This is a genomic window from Undibacterium sp. Jales W-56, from assembly GCF_025548535.1.
Taxonomy (GTDB): Bacteria; Pseudomonadota; Gammaproteobacteria; order Burkholderiales; family Burkholderiaceae_D; genus Undibacterium.
In genome coordinates this window covers 582,143-602,423 of the sequence record NZ_JAJLQW010000001.1, presented here as the reverse complement: position 1 = coordinate 602,423, position 20,281 = coordinate 582,143, and the positions used below count along the sequence as shown (strand labels likewise).

At 51.8% G+C, this 20,281-nt stretch carries 19 protein-coding genes; 4 read left to right on the top strand and 15 right to left on the bottom strand.

What is annotated here, in order from left to right; translation table 11 throughout:
* Positions 1-31: 31 nt before the first annotated feature.
* From LPB67_RS02710 to LPB67_RS02695, 4 genes are all read left to right on the top strand, one after another.
* Positions 32-1,045 (top strand): DUF58 domain-containing protein, encoded by a 1,014-nt coding sequence (locus tag LPB67_RS02710; RefSeq protein ID WP_262835525.1) that lies wholly within the window; start codon positions 32-34, stop codon positions 1,043-1,045.
* Positions 1,042-3,111: a DUF3488 and DUF4129 domain-containing transglutaminase family protein gene (locus LPB67_RS02705; protein ID WP_262835524.1), complete on the top strand. Its 2,070-nt coding sequence runs from the start codon at positions 1,042-1,044 to the stop codon at positions 3,109-3,111. Before LPB67_RS02710 ends, LPB67_RS02705 begins: the two co-directional genes overlap by 4 nt.
* Before the next feature lie 13 nt (positions 3,112-3,124).
* Complete coding sequence (gene mltB / locus LPB67_RS02700; protein WP_262835523.1) at positions 3,125-4,273, top strand: lytic murein transglycosylase B; 1,149 nt, start codon at positions 3,125-3,127, stop codon at positions 4,271-4,273.
* A gap of 284 nt (positions 4,274-4,557) precedes the next feature.
* Positions 4,558-4,866, top strand: coding sequence for a hypothetical protein (locus LPB67_RS02695; RefSeq protein ID WP_262835522.1), 309 nt, complete (start codon positions 4,558-4,560; stop codon positions 4,864-4,866).
* A gap of 148 nt (positions 4,867-5,014) precedes the next feature.
* Here LPB67_RS02695 and cysM read toward each other — a convergent pair whose 3' ends face one another.
* The 15 genes from cysM to LPB67_RS02620 all read right to left on the bottom strand — a co-directional run bounded on the left by cysM (position 5,015) and on the right by LPB67_RS02620 (position 20,157).
* The gene (gene cysM, locus LPB67_RS02690) at positions 5,015-5,917 is read right to left on the bottom strand and encodes a cysteine synthase CysM (protein WP_262835521.1); all 903 of its coding nucleotides are present in this window, start codon (positions 5,915-5,917) and stop codon (positions 5,015-5,017) included.
* Between the two features lie 170 nt (positions 5,918-6,087).
* Entirely contained in the window at positions 6,088-6,522 is a 435-nt protein-coding gene (locus tag LPB67_RS02685) for a helix-hairpin-helix domain-containing protein (RefSeq protein ID WP_262835520.1), read from the bottom strand.
* A 173-nt stretch (positions 6,523-6,695) separates the two neighbouring features.
* On the bottom strand, positions 6,696-7,613 hold the full coding sequence (rfaE1, locus tag LPB67_RS02680) for a D-glycero-beta-D-manno-heptose-7-phosphate kinase (protein WP_262835519.1): 918 nt from the start codon (positions 7,611-7,613) through the stop codon (positions 6,696-6,698).
* A 5-nt stretch (positions 7,614-7,618) separates the two neighbouring features.
* On the bottom strand, positions 7,619-8,992 hold the full coding sequence (locus LPB67_RS02675; protein WP_262835518.1) for a UDP-glucose dehydrogenase family protein: 1,374 nt from the start codon (positions 8,990-8,992) through the stop codon (positions 7,619-7,621).
* Between the two features lie 55 nt (positions 8,993-9,047).
* A complete protein-coding gene (lapB, locus tag LPB67_RS02670) occupies positions 9,048-10,223 on the bottom strand; it encodes a lipopolysaccharide assembly protein LapB (protein WP_262835517.1) in 1,176 nt (391 codons plus the stop codon).
* Between the two features lie 24 nt (positions 10,224-10,247).
* Positions 10,248-10,562 carry a lipopolysaccharide assembly LapA domain-containing protein gene (locus LPB67_RS02665; RefSeq protein ID WP_262835516.1) on the bottom strand — a complete coding sequence of 105 codons (315 nt, stop codon included), beginning with the start codon at positions 10,560-10,562 and terminating at the stop codon, positions 10,248-10,250.
* A gap of 209 nt (positions 10,563-10,771) precedes the next feature.
* A complete protein-coding gene (locus tag LPB67_RS02660; RefSeq protein ID WP_262835515.1) occupies positions 10,772-11,077 on the bottom strand; it encodes an integration host factor subunit beta in 306 nt (101 codons plus the stop codon).
* A gap of 26 nt (positions 11,078-11,103) precedes the next feature.
* Positions 11,104-12,819 carry a 30S ribosomal protein S1 gene (gene rpsA / locus LPB67_RS02655; protein WP_262835513.1) on the bottom strand — a complete coding sequence of 572 codons (1,716 nt, stop codon included), beginning with the start codon at positions 12,817-12,819 and terminating at the stop codon, positions 11,104-11,106.
* A 153-nt stretch (positions 12,820-12,972) separates the two neighbouring features.
* A complete protein-coding gene (gene cmk, locus LPB67_RS02650) occupies positions 12,973-13,662 on the bottom strand; it encodes a (d)CMP kinase (RefSeq protein ID WP_316685062.1) in 690 nt (229 codons plus the stop codon).
* Positions 13,659-14,996, bottom strand: a complete 1,338-nt coding sequence (aroA, locus tag LPB67_RS02645) for a 3-phosphoshikimate 1-carboxyvinyltransferase (protein WP_262835512.1) — start codon at positions 14,994-14,996, stop codon at positions 13,659-13,661. Before aroA ends, cmk begins: the two co-directional genes overlap by 4 nt.
* Positions 14,997-15,179: 183 nt before the next feature.
* Positions 15,180-16,133, bottom strand: a complete 954-nt coding sequence (locus tag LPB67_RS02640; RefSeq protein ID WP_262836145.1) for a prephenate dehydrogenase — start codon at positions 16,131-16,133, stop codon at positions 15,180-15,182.
* A 10-nt stretch (positions 16,134-16,143) separates the two neighbouring features.
* Positions 16,144-17,253 (bottom strand): histidinol-phosphate transaminase, encoded by a 1,110-nt coding sequence (gene hisC / locus LPB67_RS02635; RefSeq protein WP_262835511.1) that lies wholly within the window; start codon positions 17,251-17,253, stop codon positions 16,144-16,146.
* A gap of 165 nt (positions 17,254-17,418) precedes the next feature.
* Positions 17,419-18,492 carry a prephenate dehydratase gene (gene pheA, locus LPB67_RS02630; protein ID WP_262835510.1) on the bottom strand — a complete coding sequence of 358 codons (1,074 nt, stop codon included), beginning with the start codon at positions 18,490-18,492 and terminating at the stop codon, positions 17,419-17,421.
* Between the two features lie 209 nt (positions 18,493-18,701).
* On the bottom strand, positions 18,702-19,805 hold the full coding sequence (gene serC / locus LPB67_RS02625) for a 3-phosphoserine/phosphohydroxythreonine transaminase (RefSeq protein WP_262835509.1): 1,104 nt from the start codon (positions 19,803-19,805) through the stop codon (positions 18,702-18,704).
* 46 nt (positions 19,806-19,851) lie between these two features.
* Positions 19,852-20,157 (bottom strand): putative quinol monooxygenase, encoded by a 306-nt coding sequence (locus tag LPB67_RS02620; protein ID WP_262835508.1) that lies wholly within the window; start codon positions 20,155-20,157, stop codon positions 19,852-19,854.
* Positions 20,158-20,281 lie beyond the last annotated feature (124 nt).

Here is a 20,281-nt window from a genome sequence, read left to right as displayed (position 1 = left end):
CTTTGGCGCATCACCATCAATTAATCTGAGCATGCTAGCTCCTATGTTGACCTCATTGTTGACCTCACTGCGCGAGCGCTTCCGGCGACTGGTATTTCTTGAGCACAAACCAGAAAGCGGCGAAGTGCTGCTCAGGCAGCGCCGGGTGTTTACTTTGCCGAGCAAAGCTGGCTGGATGTTTGTCTTGCTGATGATGGTCTTATTCGTCGCCTCGACCAATTACAATCTGAGCCTGGGCTTTGCTCTAACCTTTGTACTGACCGCATGCGGCATGATCAACGCGTATTTTGCTTTCTTAAATCTCGCTTACCTGCATTTGTCGGCAGGCAGCGCGCAGCCTGTGTTTGCAGGTGAGGATGCGCAATTTGTTTTGCACCTGATCAACCGGCGCAAACGCGATCGCTATGCAATCTGGATAGGCTTTTCCTATCAAGGCGGGACGGATCACGCCGTAGATATCGCGAGCCAGAACCGCACTACCGTGACGCTCAGTTCACCAACCACAAACCGCGGTTACATGCCGATTCCGCGGGTCCGCTTACAAACCTGGTTTCCACTCGGTTTATTGCGCGCCTGGAGTACCTGGTTGCCTGACGCGCAGGTTTTGGTGTATCCGCGGCCTGAACTGAATGCGCCGCCGCTGCCGCAACAAGGGGTAGATAAAAACGATGGCCAGGGTCATGCCGGTGATGAGGATTTTTCAGGTGTACGCGCCTATCAGACTGGCGACGCAATGAAACATCTGGCCTGGAAGCAAATTGCCAGGCTCGATCCGGAATCCGGCGGTCAATTGGTCACGAAACAGTTTTCCGGCGGTTCCGCCAGCGATGTGATACTGGACTTTGCCAGCTTGCCTAGCTTCATGGAGCTGGAACTAAAACTCGCCAGAATGACGAGCTGGGTGCTGGAAGCGGATGCCAGCGCTATCCCGTACGGATTTCGGCTAGGCGACATTGACTATCCGGTCGCAACCGGACAAGCGCATCGACTCGATTGTCTGCGCGCGCTGGCATTGCATGACATCACCGGCAAGCAGCTGCCATGAGTCAATCCATCAACAACTCAATGAGCAAAAAAGGGATCGCTTCCGTGCACACCAGTTGGCATAAGCTACCGCTGGCGCGTGACAAGGCCGATACCTTGCTCCTGATGCTTGCCTGCTTGCTGGTACTGGTGCCGCATACGCTGTATGCCGCATGGTGGGTGTCGGCAAGCTGCCTCGGCTTATTCGTCTGGCGCGCCTGGGTAACGCTGACGGGACGCCGCCTGCCGCCATCCTGGGTATTGGCACCTATCGCCAGCTTGATGATGTGCGGCGTGTTCTGGCAATTTCGCACCTTCCTCGGTAAAGAAGTTGGCGTCACCATGCTCATGCTGCTCCTGGCTTCCAAGCTTTTAGAGATGCATGCCAAACGCGACCTGTTTGTGGTGATTTACCTGGGATACTTTCTGCTTCTGACCCATTTTTTTGATGCGCAGACGATCGGCACGGCGGCAATGTCCCTGTGTACTTTGGCGATATTGCTGACTGCGCAGTTGTCGTTCCACTATACGGGTATCGTCCCGTCTTTATGGCAAAGACTGAAATTGGGGCTCGCCATTTTGGGACTCGCCATTCCTTTGACTTTGATCGCTTTCTATCTGGTGCCCAGAATACAAGGCCCATTATGGAAACTCCCGGGTGACGCCCAAAGCGGACATACCGGTTTGTCGGATTCGATGGCACCGGGGAATATCAGCAAATTAGCCTTATCTGAGGATATCGCCTTCAGAGTGAAATTCCCGGATCTCGCCGCGTTCAAGGCGCCGCCTAAAAATTTGTTGTATTGGCGGGGTATCGTATTAACGCATTTTGACGGCAGGAACTGGACGCATGAAGATGTCCAGATAAGCACGAAGGAAGTATCATCCGCTAAAAATAATATCGAATTCTCTGACAAGCCAATTCGCCAGCAAATCATTATGGAGCCGAACGGTCAGCGCTGGCTGATGGCGCTGGATATGCCAGCAAATCCGGCCAGTCTGGCGGAATTCAATAGCAGTCTCAATCACCTGAAAGAATTGACTGCCTCGCAGGCCGTTCACAGTCGCCTGCGTTATGAGCTTAACTCCTATCCCCGCTACCGGTGGCAAGCTGAATCTGGTCTGGCTGACTTATTGCCTGAGGTCGAGTTGCCAGCCGCTTACAACCCTCAAACGCTGGCATTCGCCGCGGAATTGAGACAGCGTTTTCAAGATGATGAAAGTGTGATCCGTGCTGTACTCAATTATTTTCGCAACGAGAAATTCGTTTATACATTAGACCCCCCTTTATTGGGGCGCAATAGCGTCGATGATTTCCTCTTCAAATCGCGCGAGGGATTTTGTGAACATTATGCAAGCGCATTTGTGGTCTTAATGCGCGCCATCGATATTCCAGCCAGGGTCGTCACGGGGTATCAAGGTGGCGATATGAATACGATTGATGGCTATCTGGAAGTCAGGCAATCGGATGCTCATGCCTGGACTGAAGTATGGCTGAAGGGGAAAGGATGGATCAGAGTGGACCCGACTGCGGCCGTTGCACCGAATAGAGTGATGTTAAATCTGGACAATTCACTCTCTCGCAAAGGCTTCATTGGAACCCTCGGCAGCGCACTTGGCAATACCTCGTTGCTGACAGGGTTACGCATGCAGTGGGATGCTGTCAACAATTCCTGGAATCAATGGGTACTCAACTATAACCAGGCCAAACAACTCGATTTTATGCGCTCTCTCGGTCTGGGAGATTTAGACTGGTACACAATGACGATGTTATTTTTTTCCATCAGTGCGCTGATGATGGCGCTGTATGCTTTACCATTAATGCGCTATCGCCCTCAGTTGTCGCCACTGGATAACGTCTATGTATCGTTATGCAAAAAACTGGCCGCCAGGGGTTGGCCAAAGGCGGCGCATGAGGGGCCGCAGGCTTATTTGCTCAGACTTAAAAACCTACTGCCGGAAAATCACTATACGACAGTCAACACTTTTTTGAATTTATATACTGCCGCAAAATACGGCAAAGCCGAACTACCACCCTCGGCTATCCTGATTGCCCGTCTGAAAACCTTACTCAAGCAATATCGCTGAACAATTGATCTCCATGCCTAAATCACCTGCACCAGTTCACTCCCTTACGAAACAATTCGGCCTCATTGCAGCACTCATCACCGCCTGTTGCGCCACACCCGATGGCATGGCTGCGATAAAAAAACAAGATGCGAAACCGACTGCGGCAATAATAAAAAAATTACCGCAAAAGCAGAATGAAAATACTGAATTCGCGCATTTTGCCCAATGGAAAGAAGTCGCTGATTTTATCGACATGATGGCGGCAAAACACGGATTTGATAAAACCGAACTGGCTAGCACCTTTGACCAGGTTCATTATGTTGAATCGGCAATTCAGCTCATGAAACCCGCCCCAGCCGGCAAGCCCAAAAATTGGAAAGTCTATCGCTCGCGCTTTGTCGACGCGTATCGCATCAATGCTGGCATCGCGTTTTGGGATAAATATGCCGATGTATTGACTCGTGCCGAAAATCAATATGGCGTTCCAGCAGAAATCATTGTTGGCCTGATTGGCGTAGAGACGGTGTTCGGCCGGAATACCGGTAACTTCCGTGTCATGGATGCACTGACGACCTTGGCTTTTGCCTATCCGGATACGCCAACGCGCACAGCCCGTATGGAATTTTTCCGGGGTGAATTGGAAAACATGTTATTGCTGGCGCGCGAGTCAAATCTTGATCCTTTCCTGTTCAAAGGATCCTACGCCGGCGCCATCGGCTGGTCACAATTCATGCCTAGCAGCATCAGAAAATTTGCGGTCGATTTTGATGGCGATGGGCAAATCGATCTGCTGGCTTCGCCAACGGATGCCATCGGTAGCGTGGCGCATTATCTGGCGATGCATGGCTGGAAAAAAAATGTACCTACGGCATTTCCCGCGACGCTGATGATTAATCCGGAAAATGAACAAGAACTCAGTAAACTAACCGGCATCTTAGGGCAGGGATTACGGGCAAGCTACCACCTCGATGAACTTCGGACTGTCGCAACGACTGCCAGTCCCGATGCGCCGGACAATCTGTTATATGGCTTGGTTGATTTGCAAAATGGAAATGAGCCGACGGAATATTGGCTGGCAACTGAGAATTTTTTTGCCATTACACAATATAACCGTAGCTACTTTTATGCGATGTCGGTCATTGATTTGGGTAAGGTCATTGCTGCTGCGCGTACCAAATAAGATAAAAGCAAGCTGAAAATCATCGAAAAGTTGTCATACAGAATTTTCTACGCCGATATGATATTTTTTCCGATTAATATTGCTAAGTAGTATGTTTTAAACTACATTAATATTATCTAATGATGCATTTATGTAATCAAAAGGCAATGTGTCAAGAGATTTAACAATGTTTTGCTATTCTTCTGGCAAGAAAAATCTATTTTAAAGATACAATATTACCGTTTGATTAATCTTTTATTGAGGCAATATTCTTTTGTGTCAATAAACTAAACAGTGAGGTAATTATGGCAAATCTGACACAGCTTGAATCCGATGAAATCGACTATGATCCAAATAATTTATTGGACACATTGATTAAACAATTGCACTTGAAAAATGATGCCGCTTTGTCCAGGGCCTTGGAGGTAGCTCCACCAGTTATCAGTAAAATTCGTCATCGTCGTCTGCCGGTAGGCGCATCCCTGCTGATTCGCATGCATGAAATCAGCGATGTCAGCATTAAAGATTTACGTGAATTGATGGGCGATCGTCGTGCGAAATTCCGTATCAGCGACAAACAATTCAAACCAAAAGAAGCTGCAGCGAATAGCTAAGAAATTTCCGGCAACGATGTTGTCGTCATGCATTAAATTGATTGAGAATGCCGTCAATGTATCTGAGTACATTGACGGCATTTTTGTATCCGTAAGCAATGGCTGAATTAATACTCAAAGTAATGATATTAAGCAAGGCCATTACTTATCATGCTGGAAATACGCCCGTTGATAAGTAGCGATCACCGCGATCACAGACAATAAATACAATCGTCGCATTCTCAACCGTATGGGCTATTCGCAATGCCACTTCGCAGGCGCCTGCTGCTGAGATGCCGCAGAAAATACCTTCCTCCGCAGCCATGCGACGCGCCATGTGTTCAGCGTCTGACTGGCTCACCGACTCCTCCTGATCGACTCTAGACTTGTCATAGATTTTTGGCAAATAGGCTTCTGGCCACTTCCTGATGCCTGGAATCTGCGAGCCTTCTTCCGGTTGCGCACCGATGATGCGGATGGCTGGATTTTGTTCTTTCAAATAGGCCGAAACCCCCATAATCGTGCCGGTTGTTCCCATCGCACTCACAAAATGCGTAATTTGTCCGTCGGTATCGCGCCAGATTTCCGGACCTGTCGTTTCATAATGGGCAAGCGGATTGTCAGGATTGGCGAATTGGTCAAGAATGACGCCCTTGCCTTCTTTTTGCATTTGCTCAGCCAGATCGCGGGCGTATTCCATGCCCCCTGTTTTCGGGGTCAAAACAATTTGCGCGCCATAGGCCGCCATGCTTTGGCGGCGCTCTATACTCAAATTTTCCGGCATCAACAACACCATCTTATAACCACGCATGGCGGCTGCCATCGCCAGGGCAATTCCGGTATTGCCGCTGGTTGCCTCGATCAGCGTGTCGCCAGGCTTGATGCGGCCGCGCAACTCAGCGTGTTTGATCATCGAGAGTGCAGGTCTGTCTTTCACAGAGCCGGCGGGATTATTACCTTCCAGTTTGCCCAAGATAATATTGTTGCGACGTTTGATCTCCTCACCAGGAATTCGTTGCAACATCACAAGAGGCGTATTTCCTATCGTATCTTCTATGGTCAAATAAGGCATGATGGTTAGTGTCCAATTTAAAACATCATTTTAAACGCTGTAGCGCCTTACTGCTTGACCCGACATGAAGGTAAGAGTTAATCATGCTGACAAATAAAAACCTCCCAGGTTTTGATCACCTGGGAGGTTTTTTTAATTTCAATTCCCTGCTCTATTAAACCCGATAAAACTTATTTTGAGGCAGATGCTTTGGCGGAAGATTTACTTGCGGAAGCGGATGCGGCGGATGCTGGGGCAGCGGCAGGAACCGCTGCCGGAGCGCTGGCGGCTTTTTCGGCCTTGTCAGCTTTAGCAGGCTTTGCCGCTTTTTCTGCGGGTTTAGCTTCTGCACCTGCTTTAGCCTGACCGTTGACGGTTAAACCTGCGGCAGACAGTTTGACGGCGCTCTTCTCGCCTATGCCTTTAACGCGTTTTTCAAAATCAGCCCAATCCTTGAAATTACCGCCCTTAGTACGTTCCTCGATAATCGCTTTTGATTTTACTGGCCCGATACCCTTGATACCGTCTAATGCGGCCTGATCGCCCTTATTCACGTCCACATCGGCGAAAGCGAACCCCATCGTGACAATCATAGCGGCGATAGCTAAAAGAAATTTCTTGAACATGTAAGCACTCCCAATTAAGTTGAATTGAACTGCGTTCATTGATGACGCTGTCGAATTAATTTGTAAATCAGACCGAAATACTGCCTCGCTCCATGTCAATTAACGACCTGTACACCCACAGGTTGACAGCAATAACAATATTAACAGGAAACCAATTTGATTAACTAAGTGGACTATGCCTTGGCAAACAATTCTTCTTTGGATACGGTGGCGGTACCCAGCTTGCCGACTACGATACCGCCAGCGCGATTGGCGAGCATGACGGCGTCATTCATATGCATACCGGATGCCAGACTAGCGGCCATCGTCGCAATCACGGTATCGCCTGCACCGGACACGTCATACACTTCTCTTGCCATGGCTGGTACACGAATGACCTCATTTTCCGTGTACAGACTCATGCCCTCTTCCGAGCGCGTTAATAACAAGGCTTGCAAATCTAATTTTTGACGCAAGGCTTGCGCTTTTTCGGTCAGCTCAGCCTCATTACGCCATTCCCCGATGACCTGGCGCAACTCTGATTTGTTCGGCGTCAGCACGGTCGCTCCGGCGTAGCGTGAAAAATCACTGCCTTTGGGATCAACTAATATGGGCTTACCTGCCGCCTTGGCGGCCGCAATCATCGCGACGACATTGACTAAGCTACCTTTTGCATAATCGGACAGGACGATTAAATCGTAATCTGGGATTAATACATTGAAACGCGATAACTTATCTTGCAGCACTTGCTCGGTCGGTTTCTCCTCAAAATCGACGCGCAGCAACTGTTGTTGCCGCCCGATAACACGTAATTTGATAATCGTGGAAATGGCAGTATCACGGCTCAGGTAGCTATTAATGCCTGATTCTCTCAGTAAATATTCAACGCTATTACCGGCCTCATCATCGCCGATCACGCCCAGCAAACCTGCGTGTAAACCCAGGGCTGCCGCATTACGTGCGACGTTCGCGGCACCGCCCAGTCGCTCTTCGCGCTTTTCTACACGCACGATCGGCACCGGTGCTTCCGGCGAAATACGATTCACCTCGCCGAACCAATAGCGATCCAGCATGACGTCGCCGGCGACCAGAATACGTTTTGATTCGAGCATAGAAATCATGTGCGTGTCAGAACTGAGCGGCCAATGCCGTGATATTCAATACCGATTTCTGTCATCACGGCAGGTTCAAATAAATTGCGACCGTCAAAAATCACCGGCTGATTCAGGAGTGATTTCACCTTATCAAAATCAGGACTGCGGAATGCCTTCCACTCGGTGACAATTGCCAGCGCATCGGCCTGGTTCAAGGCATCCATAGAGTTGCTGGCGAAACGTATTTTTTCCAGCAAGGCAGGATTGTCTGCAAAATCCAGGGCAAATACCCGCTTCGCTTCCGGCATCGAGACCGGGTCGTAGACCGCGACGGTGGCGCCTTTGCGTAACAGTTCGCCCAGCAGCGCACGCGATGACGCTGCACGCATATCGTCGGTATTCGGTTTAAACGCCAGGCCCCAGATTGCAAAATGCTTGCCGCTCAGATCCTCGCCAAACCGCTTGACGATTTTTTTACCGAGCACGAGTTTTTGCTGTTCATTGACGGCTTCTACTGCCTGCAATACCAATAAATCCAGGCCGTAGTCCTGTGCAGTACGTTCTAGTGCCTGCACATCTTTCGGGAAACAAGAGCCGCCGTAGCCACAACCTGCATACAAAAAGCTATGGCCGATGCGCGGATCAGAACCAATACCGTGCCTTACTGCTTCAATGTCTGCACCAACGTGATCAGCCAGATTCGCCAGCTCATTCATAAATGAAATGCGGGTCGCCAGCATCGCGTTCGCCGCATATTTAGTAAATTCCGCCGAGCGCACATCCATCCAGAAAGTGCGTTCATGATTGCGATTGAACGGCGCATACAATTTTTTCATTTGCGAATGTGCGATCTTGCCTTGCGGCGTATCGTCGCAACCGATCACGATCCGATCGGGTCGCATGAAGTCCTCGACCGCGGCACCTTCTTTCAAGAATTCAGGATTCGACACGACCGAAAATTGGCCATCCGAACCACGCGTAGCCAATTCCGTTTTTACCGCAGCAGAAACTTTGTCAGCGGTACCAACCGGCACAGTGGATTTATCGACGATGACTTTAAATCCTGTCATGTATTTGCCGATATTACGCGCAGCGGCCAACACGTATTGCAAATCGGCCGAGCCATCTTCGTCGGGCGGCGTGCCGACCGCGATGAACTGCACATCACCATGTGCAACACTGGCTGCCACATCGGTAGAAAACTGTATGCGTCCGGCGGCACGATTGCGCGCGACCAATTCTTCCAGACCTGGTTCATGAATGGGAATACCGCCGTTATTCAGGATATCGATTTTACGTTGATCAACGTCAAGGCAAAATACATCGTTACCCAACTCGGCCAGACAAGCACCGGTTACCAATCCTACATAGCCTGTGCCAATAATGGTAATTTTCATGTTGTGATCACAATCCTTTGATAATTTTTACGTTATTTTTTATGCGAACGAAAACTCAATTCATCACATTTAATTCTTCTGTACGGCGCGGAGGATAAGTTTCCCAGCGGCTGCAACCAGGACATTGCCAATAAAATTGACGCGCCTTAAAACCGCAATGCGAGCATTGGTAGCGAGCGAGTTTTTGGGCGTACCCATGCACAAGGTTTTTCACCAGTGACAGTTCAGGGCGGACTTCCGGCGGCGCCACCATCAGGCGTGCATCGAGCAATTTATCGAGGCCTAACAATGTCGGCGTGCGACGCAATTCATCACTGACCAGTTGATTCGCGGCGTCTACCGTATCAAGCTCCAGAGTGGCTTTAAACACGACCTCCAGCAAATCGATGGACGATGCTTCTGCCAGATAGCCCTTGAGTAAATTCAAACCTTCCTGCGGACGCTCCAGCTTACGGTAACCGTCCATCAGACGTTGCGCGACGAGCGCCACATGCGGCACACTCTGCTGCTCAACCCGGCGCCATGCCAGCAAGGCTTTTTCGATTTCACCATTGGCGAGATGAACGTCGCCCATCAGGATCGCAGCACGCACATTATGGCGATCAGCCGCCAGGGCTTTTTCCAACATCGCCAGGGCGGCATCAGGATGGGTGTGTACCAACTCGTCCTGCGCCATTTCGCAATAGAATTGCGCGATCTCTTTTTGTCGGCCACCTGCACCCGATTCTTGCAAGGCGTAAGCCGCTTCAATCGCTCTGGCCCACTCTTTTTCGCGTTGATAAATTTCCAGCAAAGCGCGTCGCGCCTGATTTGCATATGGTCCGGCAACCAGTTGATTGAAGGTTTCTTCAGCGCGATCGAGCAAGCCTGCTTTCAGATAATCCTGGCCGAGTTCAAACATCGCCTGGGTTTGCTGATCCAGTGGCAAATCAGGACGCGACAACAAGTTTTGATGCACGCGAATCGCTCGCTCGGTTTCGCCGCGACGGCGAAACAAATTACCGAGCGCGAAATGCAGGTCGACCGTTTCAGGATCAAGTTTGACGATTTCGATGAAGGCATCGATCGCCTTGTCATGCTGATCATTCAGGAGAAAATTCAGTCCTTTGAAATAGCCACGTGGCAGGCTGCGCGATTCGGAAATCAGTTGACGGATATCGACGCGGGCAGCAATCCAGCCCAGAGAAAAAAACAAAGGGATGCCCAGCAACCACCAAATATCAAATTCCATTTTTTATTTTCGCTTGTATGGTGATCAGATATTTCGAACGCCATCAGGCTGCGGCGCTTCTGTGCTGGCGCGTTGCGCGGCGAGTTTTTCTTTTTCGATTTCTGCGATGGTTTTTTTGTGCTTGGAAATATCGCGTTTATGGCGAAACACCATCGGTACCATCGCAAGAATTCCGAGAATGGCGCCGCCACTAAAAAAAGCCAAAAGCCAAATGATTAACGGGGCTTCTTGCTGATACCCAAAAAAATAATGCAAGGTGACGTATTCAACATTCTTGATCGTAAAACTGATAAAAATGAAAAAGACGATGGTCCAAAGAATTTTCGAAACGATTTTCATAACAGTATCCTCTTTGCTCTTATGGCGTTTTCGACACCGTATCACAAGTAGCCAATGTGCAGCGGATTGGCGTCGATTGACGTCAATCTACAATTGATAGCCAATGCGAAATTGTACGTGAAAAAAAACGGTATATCGGTCAAGCCGATATACCGTTTTCATTTTTTTGCATACTTTTTAAGAGTCAGGCCGCCGAACCGACGACTAAGCTAATCGTCTTGTATCGGTTGCCCTACCATCGCATCCACACGCTCACGCAATTCTTTGCCGGGCTTGAAATGAGGCACCCGCTTTTCGGGCACCATCACTTTGTCGCCCGATTTAGGATTGCGCCCTATCCGTGGAGGCCGGCTATTTAAGGCGAAGCTGCCAAAACCCCTGATTTCAATGCGGTGCGCTGTTGCCAGCGCATCCGACATCGCATCGAGTATGGTTTTGACCGCGACATCCACATCCTTCGCTACCAGTTGCGGATATCGCTCAGCCAGGCGAGCAATCAACTCAGACTTTGTCATCTAAAACTCGGCGCCTAAATTGATGCTTAGTTTTTGTTGTCGAGCTTAGCTTTCAACAATGCGCCCAGGCTGGTAGTGCCGGAAGCTGCATTGGAGTCAGTCGTCATTTTTTGCATGGCTTCTTGTGTTTCAGCGCTATCTTTTGCTTTGATAGACAACTGGATACCACGCGCCTTGCGGTCGATGTTCAATACCAGGGCTTCAACGCTGTCGCCGACTTTCAGGTGAGTACCGGCATCTTCCACGCGGTCGCGGGAGATTTCGGATGCACGCAGATAGCCTTCAACGTCGTCTGCCAGCTGGATTACTGCGCCTTTAGCTTCAACCGACTTGACTGTACCAACGACGATTGCGCCCTTATCGTTCATTGCGCAATAGTTGTTGAATGGATCGCCTTCGAGTTGCTTAACGCCCAGGGAAACACGCTCACGCTCAACGTCGATCGCCAACACGATGGCTTCCAGTTCGTCACCTTTCTTGAAGCGGCGAACTGCTTCTTCGCCAGTTTCGTTCCAGGACAAATCGGACAAATGTACCAGGCCGTCGATGTTGCCGGACAAGCCGATGAACACGCCGAAGTCGGTGATCGATTTGATCGCGCCACGGACTTTATCGCCCTTCTTGTGGTTGATCGCAAAATCATCCCAAGGATTGGCTTTGCACTGTTTCATGCCCAGGCTGATACGACGACGTTCTTCGTCGATTTCCAGAACCATGACTTCAACTTCGTCGCCCAATTGAACAACTTTGTTCGGTGCCACGTTTTTGTTAGTCCAATCCATTTCGGACACGTGAACCAGGCCTTCGATACCTTGCTCGACTTCAACGAATGCGCCGTAGTCGGTCAGGTTAGTGACTTTACCGAACAGACGTGTGTTGGCTGGATAACGACGGGACAAACCTGTCCATGGGTCGTCGCCCAATTGTTTTACGCCCAGGGACACACGGTTCTTCTCTTGGTCGAACTTCAATACTTTGGCAGTGATTTCCTGACCGACTGTCAACACCTCGGAAGGGTGACGTACACGACGCCATGCCAGGTCGGTGATGTGCAACAGACCATCGATGCCGCCCAGATCCACGAACGCGCCGTAGTCGGTGATGTTCTTGACGATACCGGTCACCACTGTACCTTCTTTCAGGGTTTCCATCAGTTTCTGACGCTCTTCGCCCATCGATGCTTCAACTACAGCACGGCGCGACAACACAACGTTGTTACGCTTGCGATCGAGCTTGATGACCTTGAACTCCATGGTCTTGCCTTCGTACGGCGTTGTATCCTTAACCGGGCGTGTATCGACCAAAGAACCTGGCAAGAAAGCGCGGATGCCGTTCGTCAGAACAGTCAGACCACCTTTGACTTTGCCATTGACGGTACCGATAACCATCTCGCCGGACTCCAGCGCTTTTTCCAGCGCGAGCCATGAGGCCAGACGTTTTGCTTTGTCGCGGGACAAAATCGTGTCGCCGAAACCGTTTTCCAGCGAATCAATCGCTACGGAAACGAAATCGCCGATGTTAACTTCCAGTTCGCCCTGGTCGTTTTTGAATTCTTCAACAGGAATAAAGGCTTCAGATTTGAGGCCAGCGTTCACGATCACGAAGTTGTGGTCGATACGAACGACTTCAGCAGAGATTACTTCGCCGGAACGCATATCCTGGCGTGACAGGGATTCTTCGAATAAAGCGGCGAAGCTATCTGCACCGGTAGCAAAATCTTGGGACATAAAAACAGTAGACATAAGGTACTCGAGTTATCCAGAACACGGCAAAAACGCTGTGTACACTGGGTTAGGTTAAACAAACCCGCACTGACTTTGCATCAGCATGGGCACTTCAGCATTGATTTCCAGAAGACGGATACACCGGAAATCAATTGAATTTACAAACTAAATTTACCGGCTTGTCTTGCCAATTGCCTGGCTTGCCTTAGCGTATAAATCCAGCACGATTTGCACCGCCTGTTCGACCCCCATTGCTGAGGTATCGAGAATATACGCTCCCGGTGCGGGCTTGAGCGGCGCTGCAGTGCGGGCGCTATCTCTCGCATCACGTTCCGTCAAATCCTTTACCAAGTCTTCCATATTAGCAGAAAAACCCTTTTCAATCAATTGCTTATATCGTCTTGACGCACGCGCTTCAACACTTGCCGTAAGATAAATTTTTTGGGTCGCATCCGGGAAGATCACGGTGCCCATATCGCGTCCATCCGCCACCAGTCCCGGGGCGTAGCGAAACGCCACCTGCAAATCGACCAAGGCTTTGCGCACCGCAGGCAATACCGCGATTTTAGACGCGGCAACGCCTATCGCTTCGGCTCTGACGGCATCGGTCACATCTTGCTCATCAAGCAAGACATGGCCGTGCACAAAGCGGCAGGGCAAGACTCGCGCCAACTCCGCCAGGCTGGCTTCATCATCCAGGGCAATTTGCTGTTGCTGTGCTGATAAGGCGGTCAGGCGATACAGAGCGCCGGAATCGAGATAATGAAACCCCAATTGCTTGGCAACCCGATGCGCCACCGTTCCCTTGCCTGAAGCGGTAGGTCCATCTATCGTGATGACTGGCACGGTCGGCATACTCAAAACAATTCCTTGTGGTTAATTTTGGCAAACGCTTCAAAATAATCGGGGAAAGTTTTCGCCACGCATTTCGGATCATTGATGCGCATCGCCGCGCCGCGCCGCGCTGCGCCATCCAGGGTGGCGAGCGAGAAACACATCGCCATCCGGTGATCATCGTAAGTATCGATAGTAGCAGGCCGGATCTCGGCGGGAGGCGTGACCGCCATATAATCCGCGCCCTCCTCGACGATCGCACCGAGCTTGCGCAATTCTGTTGCCATGGCGGCGATACGGTCGGTTTCCTTGACGCGCCAACTGCCGATATTACGCAAGGTCGTGGTGCCGTTCGCATACAAAGCGGCCACGGCAATCGTCATCGCCGCATCGGGAATGTGGTTGAAATCCATATCGATCGCTTGCAATACGCCATTCGATCTGGCTTCTATCCAATTGTCGCCGCGCGTGATGGTCGCGCCCATTTTTTCTAAAGCTTCGGCAAAACGCACGTCGCCCTGGATACTGTTCAAACCCACGCCTTCGACCCGCACCGGTCCGCCGGCAATCGCACCGGCCGCGAGGAAGTACGACGCCGACGAGGCGTCGCCTTCGACATGGATGGTCTGTGGCGAGACATAGCGCTGGCCGGTCGCGATCGTGAATGCCTGCCAGCCGTCGCGCTGCACCGTCACGCCAAAGCGCTGCATCAGGTTCAGCGTGATTTCGATATACGGTTTGGAGATCAGCTCGCCGATGACTTCGATGGTCACATCATGATCGCGCGCCATCAGCGGCGCTGCCATCAATAAGGCCGTCAAAAATTGACTCGAGACATTGCCCTTGACCTGTAAACGATGCGCATGAATGTGGCCGCGCCGGATATGCAGTGGCGGGAAACCGGGGTTGCCGGTGTACTCAATCTGCGCGCCGACGGCGTTTAAGGCATCGACCAGATCGCCGATCGGACGCTCATGCATGCGCGAGACGCCGTGCAGGGTGTAGTCGCCGCCGATCACCGCCAGCGCCGCGACCAGCGGACGGATCGCGGTGCCTGCATTACCCATGAATAAGTCGGCCTGATGTTGCGGCAACACGCCATCCACACCGGTCACGCTGTAGTTCTGCGTAGCACCTTCCTGAGTCCACTGCACCCCGAGCGTTTGCAGGGCATTCAACATGATCAGCGTGTCGTCAGACGCCAGCAACTCCAGGATCTGCGTCGTTCCTTGCGCCAGCGCTGCCAGCAGCAAGGTACGGTTGGAAATACTCTTGGAACCGGGTAGGCGCACCGTGCCTTGCGCCTGCATGACAGGATGCAGATCGAGATAATGCGGGTAGTGTTTGGCTTGTTGGCTCATGCGGGTGGCTTGTATTTGATAAAAATGGGTTTAAAACGTGATTCCATCATACCGGGGATATGGATACTCCCATCAGTATATTTTATAGTCCGCATATATCATACGGGATTAAGCAGGTTTCAAGAGTATTTAAGGGGGAGTATCAGCACTCCACTCACTATGCGTTCAGATTGGGACTCAACTTCAATCCCCGCCCTCTTTATTCTGCTTCTCGGCAGCTTCAATCGCCGTGATCCAGTTATGTCGCGCTGCCTGCGCATGACTATAAATCGATTCGATCCCGGCCGCATCGGCGTTCACCAGATGCGTGCGCAAGATCGCCAGCCGCGCCGTGTAGGAATCGAGTTCCCGCAGCATTGCGACACGATTCGCCAGCGTGATGTCGCGCCACATCTCGGGCGAGGAACCGGCAATCCGGGTGAAGTCGCGAAATCCGCTGGCCGCGTATTGAAATAATTTATCGGCATGCGGTTTGCGGGCGATGTCATCGACCAGCGCATACGCCAGCAAATGCGGTAAATGACTGACCGATGCAAACACCGCGTCATGTTCAGCCGGACTCAGATGGTGAATGATGGCACCGCATTGCTGCCACGCATACGCCACGCGCGCGACCGCCTCATCGGTATTCTCAGGCAAACGCGTGATCACGGCTTTTTTACCGACATATAAATCGACGATCGCGGCATCGGGGCCGTTTTGCTCTCGACCGGCAATCGGATGCGCGGGGACGAATTGCGCCAGCTTGTCGCCCAGCACCTGCTGTGCCGCGGCGACCACATCGGATTTGGTACTGCCGGCATCGGTGACGATGGTATCCGCCTGTAAATACGGCTGAATCGAAGACAAGATCGCTGCCGTCTGCGCGACAGGCGCGGCAATCAAGACCAGGTCCGCATCGCGCACCGCCGCTGCGGCAGAATCGGCGATCGCATCGATGATGCCGAGTTGCTGGGCGCGTTGCAGCGATGCCAGGCTGCGTCCGACGCCGACCACCTGCCCGACCGCACCGGCTTTTTTCAAGGCCAGCGCAAATGAGCCGCCAATCAGGCCGACACCGAATACCGCGACCCGTTTAAATCCGGCCTGATCCGGCTGCTGGGGTGCTGCCTGCTTCAACTTGTCTGCATTCGTCATCATGCAATGATCAGGCTGCCAGTATCTCTGTTAGGGCCGCGATAAAGGCGGCATTCTCTTCCGGCAAACCGATAGAGACGCGCAGGAATTGCGGCAAGCCATAGTTGCCAACCGGACGCACGATGATGCCGCGTTTCAGCAATTCCAGATTGATGCGGGCACCGGCGCTATCTTCGTTACCGACTTTGACCAGGACAAAGTTGCCGAAAGACGGCACGAACTCCAGTTTCAATGCTTTGAACGCATTCGTCAGCTGGATATAACCGTCGGCATTCAACCTGGCGCTTTTTTGCAAGAATTCGGTGTCGTTCAAAGCGGCAATCGCCGCAGCTTGCGCCATCGAATTGACGTTAAAAGGCTGACGCACGCGGTTCAGCAAATCGGTGATGCCAGGTTGCGCAATGCCGAAACCGATACGCAAACCCGCCAGGCCGTAAGCCTTGGACATCGTGCGCGACACCAGCAGATTCGGATATTGCCGGACCCAGGCGATCGAGTCGTATTGCAAGTCGGCAGCAAGGAATTCGTTATAGGCTTCGTCCAGCACCACAACCACATGCGCCGGCACTTTTTTCAGGAAAGCCTCAATCTCCGCCGCCGCCAAAAAGGTGCCGGTAGGATTGTTAGGATTGGCGATGAAAACCAGTTTGGTATCCGTCGCAATCGCTGCCGCCATTGCGACCAGGTCATGGCCGAAATCTTTGGCCGCCACCACAATCGCCCGCCCGCCGACGGCCTGCGTCGCCAGCGGATACACGGCAAACGAATACTGCGCAAATACCACCGACTGCCCCGGCTCGACCAACGAATGGGCTGCCAGTTCCAGTATGTCGTTACTGCCGTTGCCCAAGGTAATCCAGTCTTGCGGCACATTGTATTTGGCCATGATCGCGGCTTTTAAGTCAAAGCCATTCGCATCGGGATAACGTCCCAGATCGGCGGCCGCTTTCAGCATCGCTGTCTGCGCCGATTGCGGTACGCCGAGTGGATTTTCATTCGATGCGAGTTTGACGATTTTTGATTCGTCCAGACCAAATTCACGCGCCACTTCAGAGATGGGCTTGCCGCCTTGGTAAGGGGCAATTGCGCGCACATAATCAGGGCCAAATTGTATAGACATAGCTGCTCCAGAAATTGTCCAGCGCCAGGCTGGATTGACAAAACAAGTGATATTTTCAATTGCATCACGCAATACCGGTGCGGGTTTCAAGGCATTTTCAGCCTGAAAGGCGCATCCACCTTGCGGATAGCAAATTCAAGGTATTTTCAACGCATCTTCAATGGATTAAATCGTACAAGGATAGGAACCCAGGATTTTGAAGAAGGCCGCGTTGTCATTCAGATCCGCCATCGCTTTGGCGACTTTGTCATCCAGCACGTGACCTTCCACATCGACGTAAAAATAGTATTCCCAATTGCCGGTGCGCGCCGGACGCGATTCAAAGCGCGTCATCGACACCCCATGCTTGGACAAAGGCGCCAGCAAGTTATACACGGCACCGGCTTTATTCGGCACCGCCAGCACCAATGAAGTCTGATCCTTGCCGCTTGGCGTCGTATGCAGACGTCCGATCACGGCAAACCGCGTGCGGTTATGCGGATCGTCCTGAATATGCGCGCTGACCACGCCGAGCTGATATTGCTGGCCGGCGATTTCGCTGGCAATCGCGGCCATCGTCGCATCGCCGCTGGCCATGCGTGCGGCTTCGGCATTCGATGCCATCGCCTGTCGTTCGATATGCGGATAGTGCTGATTCAGCCAGGCCTGACATTGCGCCAAGGCTTGCGAGTGCGCGCAAATCCGCGTCACGCCATCCATATTGCCGCTCTGGGTCATCAGGCTATGCTGTACCGCAATCGCCAGTTCGCCGCTGATCGCCAGGCTGGTTTGCAATAGCAGATCGAGGGTACGGTTAATCGCGCCTTCGGTCGAATTTTCAATCGGCACCACGCCGAAATCGGCGGTACCTGCTTCAGTCGCGCGGAACACCTCATCAATCGAGACGCAAGGCAAAGCCTGGATCGCGTGACCGAATTGCTGATACACCGCCTGCTCGCTGAAGGTGCCGACCGGCCCCAAAAAAGCCACCACCACGCGCCGCTCCAGCGCACGGCAGGCCGACATGATTTCGCGGAAAATTAACTGGACATCCTGACTTGCCAGGGGACCGGGATTGCGTTCAGCCACACTGCGCAAGACTTGCGCTTCACGCTCAGGGCGAAACACCGGTGCGTTGGTCTCGGCCTTGACGTGACCGACGGCTTCGGCGACGCGGGCGCGCTCATTCAACAAAGCCAGGATTTGCGTATCGATGGCGTCGATTCTTTGACGCAGGGGGAGTAATTTATTGTCGCTCATAAGAAACCTAAAAACCGTTTAGCGAGTTTTTTGCAAACTCGCTGTTTAATCACACTCGCACCATTCCCGCTGGCCAGCGGCGATGGCAAATATGCTTGCCTCTCTCTTGCGACTTTTGGTCGTTGTCCTTAGCGCCACGGTTTCCAGGTGATGGTGAGTGCCATGCAAAGAAAGGGCTAAAGAGGAGAGGCTATCGGGTCGCTCGCAGCTCAGGCATGAGCGCGGGCAAATTCTTTCATAAAACCGACCAGAGCTTGCACGCCTTCGATCGGCATGGCGTTATAAATCGAGGCGCGCATGCCGCCGACCGATTTATGCCCTTTTAACTGCAACAAGCCATGCTGCTTGGCTTGCGCTACGAATTCGGCATTCAGGTTTTCGTCACACAGGAAGAACGGTACATTCATGCGTGAGCGGCAATCCCTGGCAACGCGATTGACGTAGAAATCGGAGGAGTCCAGATAGTCATACAGCAATTGTGCCTTGGCGATATTTTTCTGTTCCATCGCCGCCACACCGCCCTGGCGCTTCAGCCACTGGAACACCAGGCCGGCAATATAGATCGCATAAGTCGGCGGCGTGTTGTACATGGAATCATTGTCGGCAACGATTTTCCAGTTAAACGCCGACGGGCAAATCGGCAAGGCATGGCCAAGCAAATCTTCACGCACAATCACAATCGTCAAACCGGCAGGGCCGATATTCTTTTGCGCGCCGCCGAAAATCACGCCATAGCTGGCAACATCAATCACGCGCGACAAAATATGCGACGACATGTCCGCCACAATCGGCGCATCGTCCGTATCTGCGCTGACATCCGGCGCGAACTGGTATTCGACGCCATCAATGGTTTCGTTGGTACAGAGATGCACGTAGGCCGCGTCTTTCGACAATGTCCAGCTATCACGTGACGGTACCGCGGTATGCCCATTCGCTTCAGCGGAAGCCGCAATATTCACCTTGCCGTACTTCTGCGCTTCTTTGATCGACTTGGCGGTCCACGATCCGGTATGGATGAAATCCGCAGTTGCCGGTTGCGGTTTGCGTCCCATCAGATTCATCGGAACAATCGCGTTTTCACCTAAACCGCCGCCCTGCAGGAACAGAATTTTGTAATTGTCCGGCACCGCCAGCAGCTCGCGCAAATCGCTTTGCGCTGCGGCGATGATGGACATAAATTCCGGTCCGCGATGGCTCATTTCCATCACCGACATACCGCTGCCATGCCAGTCCAGCATTTCTGCTGCAGCCTGCTGTAAAACTTCTTTAGGCAATACGGCAGGTCCGGCAGAGAAATTGTAGATTGTGTTCATTTTCTTGATAGTAAGTTGGGATTTCTTGCCCACGGGTTCAAGTTTCTTATTTTGTCACGGGCAGCAATCCATGACCGCCAACTGGATTGGTTTCAAATCTTTCGCCAAATCCGACAATAAGCGGTCTACCTTTGATAAGCGCCTGCTGAACCGCAGGAAGACTTAAAGACGCTTTATGCAGTTCCGCGCTTTCCCAAACTTCTGTGACCCACAAGGCATCTAGATCTTTCGGATCGTTCGCGATAATGTAGCTGCGGCAACCAGGCATCGTGCGGGTTCCTTCCATCAAGATCGACGCAAGTAAATCACGTTGACCAGCTTGCACTTTTATTTTGCCGATTAAACCGTACATAGCTTTCTTTTCGCCCAAATAATTTTGACTCGGAGTTGACTGACACGCTGCCATCAACATCGTAGCGAACAGTGAAATGAAAACATGTCGTCTTAGGGTCATATTATGAATCCATCCATTGATC